Origin of the sequence: Pseudomonas sp. RIT623 (assembly GCF_004519305.1) — a bacterium.
Taxonomy (GTDB): Bacteria; Pseudomonadota; Gammaproteobacteria; order Pseudomonadales; family Pseudomonadaceae; genus Aquipseudomonas.
Genome location: NZ_SOZA01000041.1, coordinates 26,479 through 44,316, shown reverse-complemented (window position 1 = coordinate 44,316; position 17,838 = coordinate 26,479). Strand labels below are relative to the sequence as shown.

The following is a 17,838-nucleotide window of genomic DNA, read 5'->3' as shown; positions in this document are numbered from 1 at the left end:
ATCCTGGCGTTCTGGGCGCTGTGGCATTGCCGTCACGCGCGCCCACCGGACACTTCGCTCACGCACTCCTGACCCGACCCGGCCACCACTGGCCGATTGACTCAGCCTGACCGCCCACCTGCGCGGCGGTCCTGCGTGCCCCAGAGCGAATCCACCATGCACTTTGCCCCTGCCGAGCAAGCCAGGCGTTTCCTGGCCGACAACCCCGATATCGACCTGATCGAACTGTTCATCCTCGACGCCAACGGCGTGCCCCGCGGCAAGCTGCTACATCGCGACGAACTGCTGGCCGTGTACGAAAGTGGCCGCCCGCTGCCCAGCACCATCCTCGGCCTGACCCTCAATGGCGACGACGTGGCAAACTCCGGTCTGGTCTGGGACGTCGGCGACATCGACTGCCGGGCCTACCCGCTGGACGGCAGCCTGGTGCGTCTGCCCTGGCGCCGGGTGCCGACCGCCGCCGTGCAGGTCAGCATGCACCCCAGCGAAGGCCTGCCGGCCAGCGTGGCGGATCCGCGTCATGTGCTGCTGCGGGTGATCGACGCCCTCAAGGCCGATGGCTTCCACCCGGTGATGGCCTGCGAGCTGGAGTTCTACCTGCTCGACCAGCAGCGCGATAGCCAGGGCCGCCCGCAGCCGGCGCTGGACAGCGACGGCGGCCGCCCACGCGGTACCCAGGTCTATGGCTTGCGCGAGCTGGAGCAGATCGAACCGTTCCTTGCCGATCTGTATGCTGCCTGCAAGGCCCAGGACATCCCTGTGCGCACGGCGATCTCCGAGTATGCCCCGGGGCAGGTGGAAATTACCCTGGAGCACGGCGATGCGCTCCAGGCCATGGACCAGGCCGTGCGCTACAAGCGTCTGGTCAAGGGCATCGCCAATGCCCACGGCATGCAGGCCTGCTTCATGGCCAAGCCGTTCGCGCAACTGGCCGGCACCGGCATGCATATGCACCTGAGCCTGGCCGATGCCGCCGGCAACAACTTGTTCGCCAGCGAGGACAAGGCCGGCACCCCACTGTTGCGCCAGGCGGTGGCCGGCATGCTGCGCCACCTGCGTGAGTCGCTGCTGCTGTTCTGCCCCAACGCCAACTCGTTCCGCCGCTTCCAGGCCAACAGCTATGCCCCGCTGGCGCCGACCTGGGGCGTGGACAACCGCACCGTGAGCCTGCGCGTGCCCGGCGGCCCGGCCAACAGCCGGCATGTGGAGCACCGCATCTGCGGCGCCGACGCCAACCCATACCTGGCCGCCGCCGCGATACTTGCTGCCGCGCACCAGGGCATCCGCGAACAGCTCGATCCCGGCGCGCCGGTCGAAGGCAACGGCTATGCCCAGGCCCGCGAGTACCTGCCCACCGACTGGCTGACTGCCCTGGAGGCCCTGGAACAGTCGACCTGGGCCCCGGAGGCGCTGAGCGAGGCCTTTCTCGGCGTGTACCTGAAGGTCAAGCGCGCCGAGTACCGCCAGCTCATGGCCGAAGTCGGCGAACAGGACTGGCGCTGGTACCTGCACCAGGCCTGACAGACGAACTACAACAAGGAACACCCATGAACGCAGCAGTCAACAACGGGCCGGCCCAGCGCGCGCCGTCCTACTACAGCGCCACTCTCAATGACGCGACCGAATACCCCACGCTCAAAGGCACAGTGCAGGTGGACGTGGCGATCATCGGCGGCGGCTTCACCGGCGTGGCCACTGCGGTGGAGCTGGCCGAACGTGGCCTGAAGGTTGCCATCGTCGAGACCAACCGCATCGGCTGGGGCGCCAGTGGGCGCAACGGTGGCCAGGTTACCGGCAGTCTGTCGGGCGACGAGGCCATGCGCGCGCAGATGCGCGACCGCCTGGGCGCCGAGGTGGACGACTTCATCTGGCACCTGCGCTGGCGCGGCCACCAGATCATCGAACAGCGCGTCGAACGCTACGGCATCCAGTGCGACCTCAAGCACGGCCACCTGCACGCGGCGATGAAACCTTCGCACATGACCGAACTACGCGCCTTCGAGGCCGAAGCCCAGCGCCGCGGCATGGGCGACCTGGTGCAACTGCTTGATCGCGACGCCATGCAACAGCACCTGCAAAGCCCGCTGTACCTTGGCGCGTTGAAGAACCGCCGCAACCTGCACCTGCATCCGCTCAACCTGTGCCTGGGCGAGGCCCGCGCCGCCCATGGCCTCGGCGCGCTGCTGTTCGAGAATTCCGAAGTGCTGGAGATCATCCACGGCCCCCGCCCAGCCGTGGTTACCGCCAACGGGCGCATCGAGGCACGCCAGGTGATGCTGGCCGGCGACGTCTACCACAAGCTGGAAAAACGCCAACTCAAAGGCAAGATCTTCCCGGCCATGGGCGGCATCGTCACCACCGCGCCGCTGGGCGAGCTGGCCGAACAGATCAACCCGCAGGATCTGGCTGTCTACGACTGCCGCTTCGTCCTCGACTACTACCGCCTGACCGCCGACAAACGCCTGCTGTTCGGCGGCGGCGCCAACTACTCCGGGCGCGATTCACGAGACATAGAGGGCGAACTGCGCCCGTGCATCGAGCGCACCTTCCCGGCGCTCAAGGGCGTGCCGATCGAATTCCAGTGGAGCTGCGCCATGGGCATCGTGGTCAACCGCATCCCGCAACTGGGCAAGCTGTCGGACAATGTCTGGTACTGCCAGGGGTACTCCGGGCACGGCATCGCCACCAGCCACATCATGGGCGAGATCATGGCCGAGGCCTTGACCGGGACGCTGGAGAAGTTCGATACCTTCGCGGCATGCCAGCACATCAAGGTACCGATGGGCGACTTGCTGGGCAATCCGCTGCTGGCGGCGGGAATGTGGTACTACCAGATGCTTGAGAGGCTGCGCTGAGCTTCATAACGTAAAATGGGAGCGGGCTTGCCCCGCTCCCATGTTTCAATCCCAAAGCAGGCTGCAGATCAGGCGATTTTTTTCAGGCCCTGCTTCTTCAGCTCTTCGTCACGCAGCTCGCGACGCAGGATCTTGCCGACGTTGGTGGTCGGCAAGGCATCGCGGAACTCGATGGCCTTGGGCACCTTGTAGCCGGTAACGTTGGCGCGCATGTGCTCCATCACCTGCTCCTTGGTCAGGGTCATGCCCGGCTTGACCACGATGAACACCTTGATCACCTCGCCGGATTTCTCGTCGGGAATACCGATGGCCGCGCATTGCAGCACGCCCGGCAGGGCCGCGAGCACGTCTTCGAGCTCGTTGGGGTACACGTTGAAGCCCGAGACCAGGATCATGTCCTTCTTGCGGTCGACGATCCGCATGTAGCCGTCCGCCTGGATCAGGGCGATATCGCCAGTCTTCAGCCAACCCTCGCTGTCGATGATCTCGGCCGTCGCTTCATCACGCTGCCAATAACCCTTCATCACCTGCGGGCCCTTCACGCACAGCTCACCGACCTCACCCAGGGGGAGTTCCTGGCCGTTGTCGTCGATGACCTTGCACAGGGTGGACGGCACCGGAATGCCGATGGTACCGACCTGGTTGGCCTCGCTCGGGTTCACCGCCGCCACCGGGCTGGTCTCGGTCATGCCGTAGCCTTCGCAGATGGCGCAGCCGGTGACCGCCTTCCAACGCTCGGCCACGCTCAACTGCAGGGCCATGCCACCGGACAGGGTGATCTTCAGCGAGGAGAAGTCGAGGTTGCGGAACCCTTCGTTGTTGCACAGGGCCACGAACAGGGTATTCAGGCCGACGAAGCCGCTGAACTTCCACTTGCCCAACTCCTTGACCATGGCCGGCAAGTCGCGCGGGTTGCTGATCAGCACGTTGTGGTTGCCGATCAGCATCATGGCCATGCAATGGAAGGTGAAGGCATAGATGTGGTACAGCGGCAGCGGGGTAATCAGGATCTCGCAACCTTCGTGCAGGTTGGCCCCCATCAGCGCGCGGCACTGCAGCATGTTGGCCACCAGGTTGCGATGGGTCAGCATGGCGCCCTTGGCCACCCCGGTGGTGCCGCCGGTGTACTGCAGCACGGCAACATCGTTGGGCTGCGGATTGGCCTCGGTGACCGCCCCGCCCTTGCCCAGCGCCAGCGCGTCGTTGAAACGCACGGCCCGCGGCAGGTTGTAGGCCGGGACCATTTTCTTCACATATTTGATCACGCTGTTGATCAACAGGCGCTTGAGTGGTGGCAACAGGTCGGCCACTTCGGTGACAATGACGTGTTTGACCTGGGTCTTGGGCACCACCTTTTCCGCCAGGTGCGCCATGTTGGCCAGGCACACCAGGGCCTTGGCCCCGGAGTCGTTGAACTGGTGCTCAAGCTCGCGGGCGGTGTACAGCGGGTTGGTGTTGACCACGATCAGTCCGGCACGCATGGCGCCGAACACGGCGACCGGGTACTGCAGGACGTTGGGTAGTTGCACGGCGATGCGATCGCCAGGCTTGAGGTCGGTGTGCTGTTGCAGCCAGGCGGCGAAGGCGCCGGACAGGGCATACAGCTCGCCGTAGGTGATGGTCTTGCCCAGGTTGCTAAAGGCCGGTTTGTCGGCAAAGCGTTGGCAGGATTGCTTGAGCACCGCCTGGATATTGGGGAATTCGTCAGGATTGATTTCCGCCGTAATTCCGGCTGGGTACTTATCCTTCCAAAAATGTTCGATCATGGAAGCCCGCTCCTTCAGCAACAGCGAATTCGGTACGCGTCGATGCGCTTATTATTGATATGGGATGACGGTTCATTGCAAACCGAATCATCTGAAAGCGCGCCGAGAGTAACAGCTTTGCCAAGGGTCGCCTAGAGGCCAAAGCAGCCCGATCGGTCACAAAAATGACTCAAAGAACCTTATAGGTCATTTTTAGAGTAATTGTACAAAATGTCGCGAATTCGCCTGAAAACCTTGCGCTAGAGCCATCCTTGTTCAGCCATGGGGGCGGCGTCGCGCCGCACCCATGGCATGCTGTCAGGCGATGTCCCGTAGCTCACGCCTGAGGATCTTGCCCACCGGCGTCATCGGCAACGACTCACGCAGCACGATGTGCTTGGGCACCTTGTAGCCAGTGAAGTTGGCCTTGCAGAAGGCCTTGAGCTCATCGACGCTGACCCCGCCCGCACGCGGCACCACGAACAGCTTCACCGCCTCGCCGGAGCGCTCGTCGGGCACACCGATGGCCGCGCAACTGGCCACTTGCGGGTGGCTCATCACGACATCCTCGATCTCGTTGGGGTACACGTTGAAACCCGAGACGATGATCATGTCCTTCTTGCGGTCGACGATCCGGGTAAAGCCATCCGGGTCGATCACCGCGATATCGCCGGTCTTGAACCAGCCCTCGGCGTCCAGCGCCTGGGCCGTCGCCTCGGGCTGGCGCCAATAGCCCTTCATCACCTGCGGCCCCTGGATGCACAGTTCACCGCGTTCGCCCACAGGCTGCTCGTTGCCCTCGTCGTCTATCACCTTGAACGCGGTACCCGGGACCGGGATGCCCACCGTGCCCAGGCGCGCCAACTGCCCATAGGGGTTGGTGCTGGCCACAGGTGACGTTTCGGTAAGCCCGTAGCCTTCGACGATGCGACAGCCCGTGAGCGCTTCCCAGCGCTCGGCGGTGGCCTTGACCAGCGCGGTGCCCCCGGAGTTGGTGACCTTGAGCGCCGAGAAGTCCAGCGCCTTGAAACCTGGGTGGTCCATCAGCGCGACGAACAGCGTATTCAACCCCAACAGCGCGGAGAAGCGCCATTTGCCCAGCTCCTTGATGAAACCGGGGATATCCCGCGGGTTGGTGATCAGCACGTTGTGATTGCCGGTAACCATCATGCACATGCAGTTCGCGGTGAAGGCATAGATGTGGTACAGCGGCAGCGGCGCGATCATCACCTCCTGCCCTTCCTTGATCAGCGGCTGGCCATCCGGACCATGTTGGCCGAAACACGCCAGCACCTGGAGCATGTTGGCCACCAGGTTGCCGTGGCTGAGCATGGCCCCCTTGGCCAGGCCCGTGGTGCCGCCGGTGTACTGCAACACGGCGACGTCGTCGAGCACCTGCGGCACCGGCTGGTGCAGCAACCCGCGTCCCTGGCGCAGCACCTGCTTGAACGACACGGCCTGGGGCAACTGATAGGCTGGCACCATCTTCTTCAGCTTGTCGACCACGGTGTTGACCAGCCAGCCCTTGGCCGCCGGCAACAGGTCGCCCATCTTCGCCTCGATCAGGTATTCGATGCCGGTGTCCGCCAACACCTCCTGGACCCGCTTGCCAAACATGTTCAGGAACACCAGGGCACGGGTGCCGGAGTCCTGGAACTGATGGCGCATCTCGCGCTCGGTGTACAACGGGTTGGTGTTGACCACAACTAACCCGGCGCGCATGGCGCCGAACACGGCGATGGGGTATTGCAGGACATTGGGCATCTGCACCGCGATGCGGTCGCCAGGCTGCAGGTCGGTGTGCTGCTGCAACCAGGCGGCGAAGGCTGCAGAATGGCGCTCAAGCTCGGCGTAGCTGAGGGTGACGCCCAGGTTGCTGAACGCCGGGCGGTCGGCGAAGCGCTTGCAGGAGCGCTCGAAGACATCGACGACCGAGGTGTAGGCATTCAGGTCAATGGTCGAAGGCACGCCCGCCGGGCGCTTGTCATTCCAGAAATCGGCTTGCATTTATTGTTGTTCCTCTGCCGGGACCGTCCCTGACCTGATTGCCTGGTGGCAAAAAGGCGATCAGCCGACGTTAGCAGCAATGCCGAAGGTGGCAAATACGCCAAGTGCCGCCATTAACATTGTGAATCTCTTTTCTGCCCTTCCTGCAATCGGCCGCTTTGCGCATACACTGTTGGCACCCCCTGCGCGCAAGGACCCGCCATGCCCCACGACGCCTTCTGGCTGCCTGCCAGCGAGCATTGCAGCCTGTACGTGCACCAATGGCTGCCGACCACGCCGGTCAAGGCCGTGGTGCTGCTGGCCCACGGCATGGCCGAGCACGCCGGGCGCTACCAGCGCCTGGGCCAGGCGCTCAATGCCGCAGGCTTTGCCCTGCTCGCCCCCGACCTGCGCGGCCATGGTCGCACCGCCGAGCTCGGCCACCTGGGCCTGTTCGCCCGCCACAATGGCTGGAATGCCGTGGTCAACGACTTGGGCCTGCTGGCCCAGCACATCGGCCAGCAGTTTCCCGGCACGCCGTTGTTCCTGTTCGGCCACAGCATGGGCAGCTACATCGCCCAGGCCTACCTGCTGCACCACAGCGCCAGCCTGCAGGGGGCGATCCTCAGCGGCTCGAACTTCCAGCCGGTGACGCTGTACCGCGTGGCCCGCCTGATCGCCCGGCTCGAAGCCTGGCGCCAGGGGCCGCTGGGCAAGAGCGCGCTGATCGACTGGCTGTCGTTCGGCTCGTTCAACAAGGCGTTCAAGCCCAACCGCACCGCGTTCGACTGGCTCAGCCGCGATGAGGTAGAGGTGGACAAGTACATCGCCGACCCGCTGTGCGGCTTTCGTTGCAGCAACCAGCTGTGGCTCGATCTCCTGCAAGGCCTGGCGCAAATCAGCCAGGCGCGGCAGCTGGCGCAGATCGATCCGAACCTGCCATTGCTGGTGATGGGCGGCGAATGTGATCCGGTGAGTGCCGGCAAGCGTCTCACCCGTCTGGCCGACGCCCTGCGCGCGACCGGCAACTGTCATGTACAGTTGCGCCTTTACCCCGGTGCACGGCACGAAGTGCTCAACGAAACCCATCGCGATGAGGTCAGCGCCGATATCATCGGCTGGCTGGAACAGGCGCTGGCCCTTGGCCGCCCTGCCCGCAGTGAATGATAGCCGCCCTCGCCGCCCCACAAGGAAGCCCTGATGACCCAGGTCAGCAACACGCCCTACGAAGCCCTCGAAGTCGGCCAGAAAGCCGAGTACAAGAAATCCGTGCAAGAGCGTGACATCCAGCTGTTCGCCGCCATGTCCGGTGACCACAACCCGGTGCACCTGGACGCCGAGTTCGCCGCCAAGAGCATGTTCAAGGAGCGCATCGCCCATGGCATGTTCAGCGGCGCGCTGATCAGCGCCGCAGTGGCCTGCACCCTGCCTGGCCCTGGCACCATCTACCTGGGCCAGCAGATGAGCTTCCAGAAACCGGTGAAGATCGGCGACACCCTGACCGTGCGCCTGGAAATTCTCGAGAAGCTGCCCAAGTTCAAGGTGCGTATCGCCACCAATGTGTACAACCAGAACGACGAGCTGGTGGTTGCTGGCGAGGCTGAAATCCTCGCGCCGCGCAAGCAACAGACCGTCGAGCTGGTCAGCCCGCCGGCGTTCGTCGCCAGCTGAAAGCACAGCGACTCCTACAGACTACCGGTAGTCGCTCAGCCCAGCTCGCGCAAGCGTCGCTCGATATGCCGGCGCTCTGGCCCCTGGCGGGTCAGCGCCAGCGCCTGTTGCCAGGCGGCGCGGGCCTGTTCGAGGTTGCCCAGTTGCCAATGCAGCTCGGCCCGCGCGGCATGGGCCAGGTGGTAATCGCCCAGCTCACCCGCTGCGAGGATCGCCTCGACCGCCTGCAACCCCACTTGCGCGCCATCGCGCCTGGCCAACGCCGCCGCCCGGTTCAGTGCCACCACAGGCGACGGCCAGTGCCGCTGCAGCACATCATACAAACCGACAATCTCGTGCCAATCGGTCGCCTCGGCACTGGGCGCCTCGGCATGCACCGCGGCGATCGCTGCCTGCACGCTGTAAGGGCCAAATTGGCGGCTGCGCAGCGCCTGCTGCACCAACTGGCAACCTTCGTCGATCTGCGCGCGGTCCCACAAGCTGCGGTCCTGTTCGTCGAGCAGCACCAGTTCACCGCTGGCATCGCTACGCGCCTGTTGCCGCGAAGCTTGCAACAGCATCAGCGCCAACAGCCCTAGCACTTCGGCATCGGGCAGCAGTTGCGCCACGAGCCGGCCCAGGCGAATGGCCTCGTCCATCAGTTCACGGGTTGTCACATGCTCGCCCGAGGACGCCGAGTAGCCTTCGTTGAACACCAAGTAGATCACCCGCAGCACACTTCCCAGGCGCTCCGGGAGTTCGGCCAGTTCCGGCACCTGATACGGAATCCTCGCATCACGGATCTTGGTCTTGGCCCGCACGATGCGCTGGGCAATGGTTGCCGGGCTCTGCAGGAAGGCGTGGGCGATCTGCTCGGTGGTCAGGTCGCACACCTCGCGCAGGGTCAGCGGCACCTGGGCATCGGCGGCCAGCGCCGGGTGGCAGCAGGTGAAGATCAACCGCAGGCGGTCGTCGGCCAGCAACGCCTGTTCACTCGGGTCACTCGCCTCGCCCTCAAGCAACATGATCAGGTCTGCCTGGGAGCGATCGAAACGCGCCCGCCGACGCAAGCCGTCGATGGCCTTGAAACGGCCGGCGGAGACCAGCCAGGCCCGCGGGTTGTCCGGGATGCCGTCGCGCCGCCAACGCTCGACGGCGATGAAGAAGGCATCGTGCATGGCCTCCTCGGCCAGGTCGAAGTCCCCCAACAGACGAATCAGGGTCGCGAGGATACGCCGGGAGTCACGACGGTAGACCGCCTCGACCTCCTGACGCACCCGCCCTTCAGCGGTCATCGGATGGGCATTCCCTGTTGCGCCATGCGGGTGGTCCTCGTTCCCGTTCAGGGTTGCAGTTCACGTACCGGCCGAACCTCGACGCTGCCGACCCGCGCCGCCGGGATGCCCTTGGCGATATTCAGCGCCTCGTTGAGGTCGCGAGCATCGACCAGGTAGAAACCGGCCAGTTGCTCCTTGGTTTCGGCGAATGGACCGTCGGTCAGGCTCATATGCCCGGCACGTACACGCACCGTGGTGGCGGTTTGCACCGGCTTGAGCGCCTCGGCGGCGAGCATGCGTCCAGAGCCGTGGATGGACTCGGCATAGGCCATGCACTCGGCGTCTTCGGGGCTGTCGGGCAAGCTGTGCAACAGCGCTTCGTCACAATAGACCAGGCACAGGTATTTCATGATCGTCTCCGGCAGGTCGGGCGGGTAATAGCCGATGGGCGGTATCAAGGCTTGAGGTTGAACAGGGCCTTCTGCGTTTCCATGTCGATCGGCGCCGACCAATGTTCGTGGATCACTTGCCATTGACCGCCGCTGCGCCGGTAGCCAACAGTGGCACGCATGAAACCGCACTGGCTTTCATCGTCGGACGGGCCGCAGCGGTTGAGCCAATGGGCCAGGCCCAGATCGCCGTCGGCGTGCACGGTCAACTGCGCCAGTTCGAACACCATCGGCCCGGTGCAATAGCCCATGCACATTTCCCAGTGCGCGCGGTAGGCGGCCTTGCCTTTGAATTGCAGGGCCTGGATGGCATCGAAGGCCAGGATGTCGTCGGCGTAGGGTTGGACGATGCGCTCGATGTCACGCTCGCGCACGGCCTGCATCCATTGCTCGATCAGTTGGCGGATCTCGGTTTCAGCTGCAGCATTCATCGGTGGTTTCTCCCAGTGTTTGCCGGCGTGGCGCCGAACACATTCCGGCACCTTCAACACTGGTCGAACGAGAACGTCGCGAATCGACAACACAGCCGAAAAAACAACCTCAGGCAGGAACGGCCAGGATGAACTCGCGATAACCCGACAAAATCACATACCCGGCGAAGTAACAGAAAATCGCCGCCGACAGCAGGTAGGACCAGGTCAGCAGGCGATCGCCCAGCAGCCGCCCGCCATGGCTGGCGATACCGCACAGCCCGGCGCACCAGAACAGCCCCGCGGCAAAGAAACCGCCGAGGAACAAGCCGGCATCGAGCGCACTGCCCGCGCCGGACCGGGAAATCAGCACGCCACCCACCGCGGCGAACCAGAGGATAGCGCTGGGCGACGACATGGCCAGGAAGATGCCGCGCAGAAACTCGCGCCAGCCCGACTCGAGCACCACCTCACCGCGCGATTCCAAGTGCCCGCCGCGCCAGGCCGCCAACAGCATCTTCAACGCGAACCACACCAGCAACGCCGAACCACCCAGCCACAGCGTCCAGCGCACGCTCTCGAACTGCAGCAGCACGGTCATGCCCGCCAGCGCCGCGATGGCGTAGACCAGGTCGCCGACACAAGTGCCCAACCCAAGCCAGAAACCCTGCAGGAAGCCACGTTGCATGGCTAAGGTAATCATGGCGATGTTGGCAATGCCGATGTCCAGGCACAGGGACAGGCTGAGAAGAAAACCGTTGGAAAAGGGCATGGATGGCTCGGTCACAAGCGAAACGTTGGATTGAACCCGAATCTTGCCTGGCGGTACAGGGCGAACCACTCAATCAGGGTTGTTCAACCCGCCAGCACCCGCGCATAGCGCTCGCGATCGACATTGGCCCCGCTGAGCACCACCGCCACGCGCTTGCCGGCCTGGCGCTCACGTTCCTGCAACAACGCGGCCAGGCCCGCCGCACCCGCGCCCTCGGCAGTGTTGTGGGTGGTTTCGTGGTACAAACGCATGGCCTCGGCGATCTCGCGGTCCTCTACCCGCACGATACGCGCTGCGTGTTCGCGTACCATGGCAAACGCCTGCGGTTGCGGCACTCGACAGGCCATGCCATCGGCGAAGGTATTGGCGCTGGCAGTGGTGACGATACGCCCTTGCTCGAAGCTGCGGGCATAGGCATCGGCTGCGCTGGAGACCACCCCGACGATCTCGGTGGACAACCCCAGTAGATTGCGCGCCTGGATCAGCCCGCAAATACCCGAGCCCATGCCGATCGGTACATACACGCAGTCGAGCGCGGCCACTGCCTCGAACAGCTCCAGGGCATAGGTGGCCACCCCGCGCACCAGTTCCGGGTGGAACGACGGCACCATTGCATAGCCTCGCGCCTCAGCCAGGCGCGCTGCCTCTTCCCGGGCCACGTCGAAGTCCACGCCATGCTCCACCAGTTCGGCCCCCAGGGCGCGCATGGCGGCATTCTTCTCCGGCGAGTTGCCTTCCGGGACCACGATCACCAGTGGCAAGCCGGCCTGACGCGCCGCCAGGGCCATGCTCTGGCCGTGATTGCCCCGGGTGGCGGTGACCAACCCGTGCGGCACCTGGTCGCCGGCCAGCAGCGAGCGCACATAGACCAGCCCGCCGCGCACCTTGAAGGCGCCGGTGGGAGCATGGTTCTCGTGCTTGACCCACACCTCGCAGCCCACCCGTTCGGCCAGCAACGGCCAGGCGTGCTGCGGGGTCGGCGGAACATGCTGGTGAACGAAGGCGGCGGCTTCGCGCAGGGCGGGCAGGTCGAACATGGCGGGCGTCCTTATCGGTAATGGGTTGAACCGATGCTAAGGGCCGGGCATTGTATGGGTCCAAACTTATATTGCATGGGCGACAATTTCGTGTGGCTTCCCACCCTGGCGGACAACCAGCAACCGCGCTACCTGGCGCTGGTCGAGGCCATCGCCACCGCCATCGAGCACGGCGAGCTGAAGATAGGCGAGCGCCTGCCGCCGCAGCGACGCCTGGCCTGGGCCCTGGGCCTGAACCCCAGTACCACGCAACAGGCCTACCGCGAGGCTGCCGCGCGGCACCTGGTCTCTGGCGAGGTGGGGCGCGGCACCTATGTGCTGGCGGGGAGCAAGGAGGCGACGTTGTTCCGGCTCAAGCAACCCGACCGTCAACACCAGGTGATAGACCTGTCGACCAATGTGCCGGTGGCTGACCCGCGCAATCATGACCTCGCGCATAGCTTGCGCCACTTGCTCGAGCAGGGGCAAAGCGCGTTGCTCGACCATTACCTGGGGCCAGAGCAGCTGCTGCTGGGGCGGATCCACGGGGCTCGCTGGCTGGCCAACCGCGGCCTGGCGCTTGTCCCCGAGCAGGTGCTGCTGTGCGGTGGCGCCCAACAGGCCCTGATCCTGGTTTTGCAGTCGCTGTGCCAGGCGGGCGAACCGGTGCTGGTCGAAGCGCTGACCGCCCCCGGCATCAAGGCGGCCTGTCGCCAATTGCGCCTGCCGGTGCATGGCGTGGCCCTCGACGACCAGGGCCTGCGCCCGGACGAGCTGGACCGGGTCACCCGCGCCAGCGGCGCGCGGGTGCTGGTGACCACCCCGACCCTGCACAACCCGACCGGGGCATGCATGGGCGAGGCTCGGCGCCAGGCGCTGGCGCAAGTCGCCAGACGCCACGACTTGCTGGTGATCGAGGATGACGTGTATGGCGCCTTGACCGACCTGCCGCCGCTCTACCCCTTGCTCGAAGGCCGTGGCGTGCTGATCAGCAGCTTGTCCAAGACCGTGGCCGCCGGCCTGCGCCTGGGGTGGATCGTCGCCCGGCCAGACCTGCTGGAACAGGTCGACCCCCACGCCCAGGCCACCCACTGGTCGGTGTCACCGCTGAACCTGCACATCGCCTGCCAGTGGATCGCCGACGGCAGCGCTGCCCGGCGCCTGGCCTGGCAGCGCAAAGAGCTGGATGAACGTTGGCGCCTGGCGCGGACGATCCTGGGCAACGCGCTGACAACCGATGGCGTAGCTTCGCCCCATGCCTGGCTGGCCACGCCAACAGAAGCCGAGACACTGGTTGCGCGCTGTCGCGCCCAAGGGGTGGAGATCGTCCCGGCCAGCGTGTTCGCGGTTGGCACCGACATCGTGCCGGCGGTACGGGTCAGCCTGTCGGCGGCGCGCAGCCGGGCCCAGCTGAAACAGGGCCTGGAACTGATACGTCGACAACTATCGCTGTAGGCGCCGGCCTTGCCGGCGAACACCGACGCCCACGACACCGGGCCTCAATTCAGCCGGCAACCTTCGCCCATGGCGCGGTACTGCAGGGTGTGCACCTGGCCCTGATGGTCCTCGTAGGTCATGGTGGCAGGCACCACGTCGCACACGTTGGGGATGGTCGACAAGCTGATGACACGCTTGATGTCGAGGTTGGTCGAGTAGTCGTACTGCTCGACGGCAGGTTGGCTGGAGGCGATCTTGGCCTCATCGGCGAGGGCGAACGAGGACATACCGACCAATGCAAGAATCAGTAGGGCTTTCATGGGTGTTGACCTTGATGGCTATCAAGCTGATCGCGTGACTTCTGAAGCCGTCAATGGCGCGGAGAAGTTGTCATCGACTGCGAAGATGACACGAAGTACCGATCCCGCTTTATCGTACTGCTGGGGGGATGTGGGAAATTTTACTCCCAGGCCGGAATAGTTGAACCCCAAACTCGGACATTCACCCTTGCCGTATTTGCAACAATCTGCGACAAAGCCCTCGCCCGTACTCATCCTCCTTTGACTGAATTGCCATGAATTACAGCCGCCTTCCCGAGGTTCAGCGCCGCCTGCTGGATCACTTCTACCGCCAGCATGGCTCACGCATGCGCGCGGCCGGCGAAGGCGAGCAATGGGTAGCCCGCGCGGATGCAATCATTGCCGGGGTGAACCTGACTCCCGTCACCGGCGGTCAGTGGCTGACCGCCCTGTTCGTCGCACCGCAATGGCGGGGCCAACACGTGGCCACGCGCCTGCTCGACGCTGCGCTGAGGGATGCGCCCGGCGCCACCTGGCTGTTCTGCCACCCAGACCTGTCGCGCTTTTACCAGAACCTGGCCTTCACCCCCGCCGTCGACCTACCCCAAGCCCTGGCCTCGCGCCTGGCCCGCTACCGGCGCAGCAAGCCGCTGATGGCGATGGTCCGCGGTCAGTCGTCGGCAACATCAAGCCCGGGGAACAGCACCTCGGTGTAGCCGAACTTGCTGAAGTCCTGGATGCACGAGGGGTATAGGCGGCCAATCAGGTGATCGCACTCATGCTGCACCACCCGCGCGTGAAAACCGTCGGCGAAGCGGTTGATCGGCTTGCCCTGGGGGTCGATGCCCGAATAGCTGATGTGCTTGTAGCGCGGTACCACACCACGCAGGCCCGGCACCGACAGACAACCCTCCCAGCCGTCCTCGACCTCCATGGCCAGCGGCGTGATCACCGGGTTGAGGAGGATGGTCCGCGGCACCGGTTCGGCATCCGGATAGCGCTCACTACGCTCGAAACCGAAGATCACCAGTTGCAGGTCGATACCGACCTGCGGCGCGGCCAGGCCAACCCCGCCGACATGGGCCATGGTTTCGAACATGTCGTCGATCAGTTGCTGCAGTTCGGCGCTGCCGAGCATGTGCTCAGGTACCAGCGGGGCAATGCGCAGCAAGCGCTCATCGCCCATCTTGAGAATGTCACGGATCATCAGGTGTTCGGCTCGCGGGTCTGGGGTTCGGAGGTTACCGGGTGCTCATGGCCGAGCACGGTGACGGTCTGCTGCGGGTTGTCCTCATTGAACGTCTTTTCGCCAGGGTCCTTGCCCTCGGCGGACATATGCTCGATCACCGCGTTCATCTCCGCGCCCAGCAGCAACACGGCGGCGGAGATATAGAAGTACAGCAGCAGCACGATGATCGCGCCGATACTGCCATACATGGCGTTGTAGTCAGCGAAGGTCTTCACGTAGTAGGCAAAGCCCAGCGAGGCGACGATCCATACCACCACCGCCAGTACCGAGCCCGGGGTGATGAAGCGGAATTTCTGTTTCACATCGGGCATCACGTAATAGATCAACGCCACTGCCACCATCATCAGGATGATGATCGCCGGCCAGCGTAGTATGGTCCAGACCACCACCACCGCTTCCTCCAGCCCGACCTGGGAGGCGATCCACTCCATGACTTGCGGCCCCAGCACCATCAGCGCGGCGGCGGCCAGCAACATGCCGGCGATGCCCACGGTGTAGATGATCGACAGCGGGAAGCGCTTCCACACCGGGCGGCCCTCCGGTACATCGTAGGCGGCGTTCATCGCGCTCATCATCAGGCGCACGCCGGCCGAGGCGGTCCACAGGGCAATGACGATACCCACCGAAAGCAAGCCACCCTTGGATTGCTGCAACTGGTCGATCACCGGGTTGACCTGCTCCAGGGCCTGGGGCGGCAGCACCAGCTCCGATTGCAGGCGCAACCAGGAGAAGAAGTCCGGCAGGTGCAAAAAACCGATCAGGGCGATCAGGAACAGCAGGAAGGGGAACAGCGAGAACAGCATCTGGTAGGCCAGCGCGGAGGCATAAGTGGACATCTCGTCATCGAGAAACTCCTTGACGGTACGCACCAGCACACGGTGCAGAGGCAGGCCGCGCAGGTCGGGAAAAATCATAGCGTCTCCTTTCGCCGCTTGATCATCGGAGGGCCGGCCAACGCCGAAAAAACCCTGGCAATGCAGGCAAGTCTAATAGACCGTGCCGCAACTGTGACGGCTCAATGGCCAATGCAGGAAAACGGCTACCCGAAATCATGATGATGACTGTAGGCGCCAGCCTTGCTGGCGCCTACAGTTCAATCAGGCAGGCATCACGGCTTCTTCACGGCATCCTTGACCTTGCCTACCGCCTGTTGCGCCTCGCCCTTGAGCTCCTGGGCCTTGCCTTCGGCGCGCAGCTTGTCGTTGTCGGTCACCTTGCCGACGCCCTGCTTGATGTTGCCCACGGCCTCGTTGGCCAGGCCCTTCGCTTTGTCCTTGGTGCCACTCATGGGATGTCTCCTTGAAGGAAAGACACGGAAAATCGTGTCGACATCAGATCGACCCATGCCGCCTCGCCAGAGTTTCAATTTGTTGCGAGGGACGACGCGAGCACGGGCTTGCCCCGCGATGGAGCCCGCCGCACAATGGCAGGCCAATCTAGCGTCAACCCGCAGGAACCTGCATGAAACTCGACAAGCCCACCGCCATCGCGCGGCGCAACGAAGCGCTGACCCGGCCGGTGCTCAACCGCGACAACACCCTGTTCGCCATCCTCGACCCCAAGCGCAACCTGTGGTGGTTCGAGGTGCCGGTGGCCCTGCTGCGCAAGGGTCAGCCCGACTGGGTCAACCTGCTGCTGCACACCCCGCAAACCGACGAACTGCAGCACCTGAAGGTGCCCACCAACTTCCTGCGCGCTCACCAGGAGCAAATGGAAGTGCGCAACCCCGGCAAGCGCCGTTCGACCATCAGCCTGGCCTTGAGCGCCGACCGCGACTCACGGCTGCGCGACACCCGCCCGGGTGGCGAGCAGCTGGATTTCAGCACCTTCGTGCAGGCCTGATCAGGCCCGCTCGATGCGATCGTCATGGATGACGATGCGGCCCTGCTTGAACAGCGCGCCGATGGCTTTCTTGAAGTTGCCCTTGCTGACGTTGAACATCTGGCTGATCAGCGCCGGGTCGCTCTTGTCGCACACCGGCAACACACCACCGGCCGCCTCCAGGCGCTGCATGATCTGCTCGTGCAGGCTGTCGGCCAACGCCTGACCCACCGGTTGCAGGCTCAGGGCGATCTTGCCGTCGTGGCGCACTTCCTTGATGAAGCCCTTCTCGTGCATGCCTGAACGCAGGAACTTGAACACTTCGTTCTTGTGGATCAGGCCCCAATGGCGGTTGTTGATGATCGCCTTGAAGCCCATGGACGTCTCGCCGGCCACCAGCAGTTCCACCGGCTGGCCGATCTGATAGTCGACCGGGGCGAGGTCCAGGTAGCGATCCAGCTTGGCGGTGGCGGTGATGCGCCGGGTACGCTTGTCCAGATAGGCGTGCACCACGCAGTAGTCGCCAATCTTCAATGGCCGCGACTCTTCCGAGTACGGCATCAGCAGGTCCTTGGACAGGCCCCAGTCGAGGAAGATACCCGCGCCATTGATGTCCTTGACCTTGAGGCTGGCGAACTCGCCCACCTGCATCTTCGGTTTCTCGGTGGTGGCGATCAGCTGGTCTTCGCTGTCGAGGTAGATGAACACGTTGAGCCAGTCATCCAGCTCCAGCTCGGCGTCCTTGGGGAAGTAACGCCGCGGCAGGAGGATTTCGCCGTCGGCGCCGCCGTCCAGGTACAGGCCGAACTCCACGTGTTTCACGATTTGCAAACTGTTGTAACGCCCAAGCAGAGCCATTTCCGAAGATCCTC

Annotated in this window: 19 protein-coding genes; 7 read left to right on the top strand and 12 right to left on the bottom strand. The window is 64.3% G+C overall.

Annotated features, from left to right (window positions below; genetic code table 11):
* The first annotated feature begins 156 nt into the window (after positions 1 to 156).
* Both E3U47_RS21380 and E3U47_RS21375 read left to right on the top strand, forming a co-directional pair.
* Positions 157 to 1,521 (top strand): glutamine synthetase family protein, encoded by a 1,365-nt coding sequence (locus E3U47_RS21380; protein ID WP_134693598.1) that lies wholly within the window; start codon positions 157 to 159, stop codon positions 1,519 to 1,521.
* A gap of 26 nt (positions 1,522 to 1,547) precedes the next feature.
* Positions 1,548 to 2,855: an FAD-binding oxidoreductase gene (locus E3U47_RS21375; RefSeq protein ID WP_134693597.1), complete on the top strand. Its 1,308-nt coding sequence runs from the start codon at positions 1,548 to 1,550 to the stop codon at positions 2,853 to 2,855.
* 68 nt (positions 2,856 to 2,923) lie between these two features.
* Here the strand turns inward: E3U47_RS21375 and fadD1 are convergent, their stop codons facing one another.
* A complete protein-coding gene (gene fadD1 / locus E3U47_RS21370; protein ID WP_134693596.1) occupies positions 2,924 to 4,621 on the bottom strand; it encodes a long-chain-fatty-acid--CoA ligase FadD1 in 1,698 nt (565 codons plus the stop codon).
* A 297-nt stretch (positions 4,622 to 4,918) separates the two neighbouring features.
* On the bottom strand, positions 4,919 to 6,607 hold the full coding sequence (gene fadD2 / locus E3U47_RS21365; RefSeq protein ID WP_134693595.1) for a long-chain-fatty-acid--CoA ligase FadD2: 1,689 nt from the start codon (positions 6,605 to 6,607) through the stop codon (positions 4,919 to 4,921).
* A 201-nt stretch (positions 6,608 to 6,808) separates the two neighbouring features.
* Between fadD2 and E3U47_RS21360 the strand changes: the two genes are divergently transcribed.
* Together E3U47_RS21360 and E3U47_RS21355 are read left to right on the top strand one after the other, a co-directional pair.
* On the top strand, positions 6,809 to 7,753 hold the full coding sequence (locus tag E3U47_RS21360) for an alpha/beta hydrolase (RefSeq protein WP_134693594.1): 945 nt from the start codon (positions 6,809 to 6,811) through the stop codon (positions 7,751 to 7,753).
* A 33-nt stretch (positions 7,754 to 7,786) separates the two neighbouring features.
* Positions 7,787 to 8,257: a MaoC family dehydratase gene (locus tag E3U47_RS21355; protein WP_134693593.1), complete on the top strand. Its 471-nt coding sequence runs from the start codon at positions 7,787 to 7,789 to the stop codon at positions 8,255 to 8,257.
* Between the two features lie 35 nt (positions 8,258 to 8,292).
* Here E3U47_RS21355 and E3U47_RS21350 read toward each other — a convergent pair whose 3' ends face one another.
* From E3U47_RS21350 to E3U47_RS21330, 5 genes are all read right to left on the bottom strand, one after another.
* Positions 8,293 to 9,531 (bottom strand): RNA polymerase sigma factor, encoded by a 1,239-nt coding sequence (locus E3U47_RS21350; RefSeq protein ID WP_134693592.1) that lies wholly within the window; start codon positions 9,529 to 9,531, stop codon positions 8,293 to 8,295.
* 47 nt (positions 9,532 to 9,578) lie between these two features.
* Positions 9,579 to 9,923, bottom strand: coding sequence for a YciI family protein (locus E3U47_RS21345; RefSeq protein WP_134693591.1), 345 nt, complete (start codon positions 9,921 to 9,923; stop codon positions 9,579 to 9,581).
* A gap of 44 nt (positions 9,924 to 9,967) precedes the next feature.
* Positions 9,968 to 10,393, bottom strand: coding sequence for a nuclear transport factor 2 family protein (locus E3U47_RS21340; protein WP_134693590.1), 426 nt, complete (start codon positions 10,391 to 10,393; stop codon positions 9,968 to 9,970).
* 109 nt (positions 10,394 to 10,502) lie between these two features.
* Positions 10,503 to 11,144, bottom strand: coding sequence for a LysE family translocator (locus E3U47_RS21335; protein WP_134693589.1), 642 nt, complete (start codon positions 11,142 to 11,144; stop codon positions 10,503 to 10,505).
* Between the two features lie 83 nt (positions 11,145 to 11,227).
* Positions 11,228 to 12,181 carry a threonine dehydratase gene (locus tag E3U47_RS21330; protein WP_134693588.1) on the bottom strand — a complete coding sequence of 318 codons (954 nt, stop codon included), beginning with the start codon at positions 12,179 to 12,181 and terminating at the stop codon, positions 11,228 to 11,230.
* A gap of 90 nt (positions 12,182 to 12,271) precedes the next feature.
* Here E3U47_RS21330 and E3U47_RS21325 point away from each other — a divergent pair, with 90 nt between their 5' ends.
* Positions 12,272 to 13,615 (top strand): PLP-dependent aminotransferase family protein, encoded by a 1,344-nt coding sequence (locus E3U47_RS21325; protein ID WP_134693587.1) that lies wholly within the window; start codon positions 12,272 to 12,274, stop codon positions 13,613 to 13,615.
* A gap of 44 nt (positions 13,616 to 13,659) precedes the next feature.
* Here the strand turns inward: E3U47_RS21325 and E3U47_RS21320 are convergent, their stop codons facing one another.
* The gene (locus tag E3U47_RS21320) at positions 13,660 to 13,917 is read right to left on the bottom strand and encodes a DUF2790 domain-containing protein (RefSeq protein ID WP_134693586.1); all 258 of its coding nucleotides are present in this window, start codon (positions 13,915 to 13,917) and stop codon (positions 13,660 to 13,662) included.
* A gap of 254 nt (positions 13,918 to 14,171) precedes the next feature.
* Here E3U47_RS21320 and E3U47_RS21315 point away from each other — a divergent pair, with 254 nt between their 5' ends.
* On the top strand, positions 14,172 to 14,612 hold the full coding sequence (locus tag E3U47_RS21315; protein ID WP_134693585.1) for a GNAT family N-acetyltransferase: 441 nt from the start codon (positions 14,172 to 14,174) through the stop codon (positions 14,610 to 14,612).
* On the opposite strand, the gene def is transcribed toward E3U47_RS21315, so the two are convergent.
* The 3 genes from def to E3U47_RS21300 form a co-directional block, all read right to left on the bottom strand.
* On the bottom strand, positions 14,567 to 15,103 hold the full coding sequence (gene def / locus E3U47_RS21310; protein ID WP_134693584.1) for a peptide deformylase: 537 nt from the start codon (positions 15,101 to 15,103) through the stop codon (positions 14,567 to 14,569). The genes E3U47_RS21315 and def overlap by 46 nt on opposite strands.
* On the bottom strand, positions 15,103 to 16,059 hold the full coding sequence (locus E3U47_RS21305; protein WP_134693583.1) for a YihY/virulence factor BrkB family protein: 957 nt from the start codon (positions 16,057 to 16,059) through the stop codon (positions 15,103 to 15,105). Before E3U47_RS21305 ends, def begins: the two co-directional genes overlap by 1 nt.
* A 194-nt stretch (positions 16,060 to 16,253) precedes the next feature.
* Positions 16,254 to 16,433: a CsbD family protein gene (locus E3U47_RS21300; protein WP_023629533.1), complete on the bottom strand. Its 180-nt coding sequence runs from the start codon at positions 16,431 to 16,433 to the stop codon at positions 16,254 to 16,256.
* A gap of 173 nt (positions 16,434 to 16,606) precedes the next feature.
* On the opposite strand from E3U47_RS21300, the gene E3U47_RS21295 reads away from it, so the two are divergent.
* A complete protein-coding gene (locus tag E3U47_RS21295; RefSeq protein ID WP_134693582.1) occupies positions 16,607 to 16,987 on the top strand; it encodes a hypothetical protein in 381 nt (126 codons plus the stop codon).
* On the opposite strand, the gene E3U47_RS21290 is transcribed toward E3U47_RS21295, so the two are convergent.
* Entirely contained in the window at positions 16,988 to 17,824 is an 837-nt protein-coding gene (locus tag E3U47_RS21290) for a S1 RNA-binding domain-containing protein (RefSeq protein ID WP_134693581.1), read from the bottom strand.
* Between the last annotated feature and the right edge of the window lie 14 nt (positions 17,825 to 17,838).

Excerpts from the sequence above, each read along its gene's own strand:
- E3U47_RS21380 (WP_134693598.1), top strand. The coding sequence starts at position 157 with ATGCACTTTGCCCCTGCCGAGCAAGCCAGGCGTTTCCTGGCCGACAAC.
- E3U47_RS21375 (WP_134693597.1), top strand. The coding sequence starts at position 1,548 with ATGAACGCAGCAGTCAACAACGGGCCGGCCCAGCGCGCGCCGTCCTAC.
- fadD1 (WP_134693596.1), bottom strand. The coding sequence starts at position 4,621 with ATGATCGAACATTTTTGGAAGGATAAGTACCCAGCCGGAATTACGGCG.
- fadD2 (WP_134693595.1), bottom strand. The coding sequence starts at position 6,607 with ATGCAAGCCGATTTCTGGAATGACAAGCGCCCGGCGGGCGTGCCTTCG.
- E3U47_RS21360 (WP_134693594.1), top strand. The coding sequence starts at position 6,809 with ATGCCCCACGACGCCTTCTGGCTGCCTGCCAGCGAGCATTGCAGCCTG.
- E3U47_RS21355 (WP_134693593.1), top strand. The coding sequence starts at position 7,787 with ATGACCCAGGTCAGCAACACGCCCTACGAAGCCCTCGAAGTCGGCCAG.
- E3U47_RS21350 (WP_134693592.1), bottom strand. The coding sequence starts at position 9,531 with ATGACCGCTGAAGGGCGGGTGCGTCAGGAGGTCGAGGCGGTCTACCGT.
- E3U47_RS21345 (WP_134693591.1), bottom strand. The coding sequence starts at position 9,923 with ATGAAATACCTGTGCCTGGTCTATTGTGACGAAGCGCTGTTGCACAGC.
- E3U47_RS21340 (WP_134693590.1), bottom strand. The coding sequence starts at position 10,393 with ATGAATGCTGCAGCTGAAACCGAGATCCGCCAACTGATCGAGCAATGG.
- E3U47_RS21335 (WP_134693589.1), bottom strand. The coding sequence starts at position 11,144 with ATGCCCTTTTCCAACGGTTTTCTTCTCAGCCTGTCCCTGTGCCTGGAC.
- E3U47_RS21330 (WP_134693588.1), bottom strand. The coding sequence starts at position 12,181 with ATGTTCGACCTGCCCGCCCTGCGCGAAGCCGCCGCCTTCGTTCACCAG.
- E3U47_RS21320 (WP_134693586.1), bottom strand. The coding sequence starts at position 13,917 with ATGAAAGCCCTACTGATTCTTGCATTGGTCGGTATGTCCTCGTTCGCC.
- E3U47_RS21315 (WP_134693585.1), top strand. The coding sequence starts at position 14,172 with ATGAATTACAGCCGCCTTCCCGAGGTTCAGCGCCGCCTGCTGGATCAC.
- def (WP_134693584.1), bottom strand. The coding sequence starts at position 15,103 with ATGATCCGTGACATTCTCAAGATGGGCGATGAGCGCTTGCTGCGCATT.
- E3U47_RS21305 (WP_134693583.1), bottom strand. The coding sequence starts at position 16,059 with ATGATTTTTCCCGACCTGCGCGGCCTGCCTCTGCACCGTGTGCTGGTG.
- E3U47_RS21300 (WP_023629533.1), bottom strand. The coding sequence starts at position 16,433 with ATGAGTGGCACCAAGGACAAAGCGAAGGGCCTGGCCAACGAGGCCGTG.
- E3U47_RS21295 (WP_134693582.1), top strand. The coding sequence starts at position 16,607 with ATGAAACTCGACAAGCCCACCGCCATCGCGCGGCGCAACGAAGCGCTG.
- E3U47_RS21290 (WP_134693581.1), bottom strand. The coding sequence starts at position 17,824 with ATGGCTCTGCTTGGGCGTTACAACAGTTTGCAAATCGTGAAACACGTG.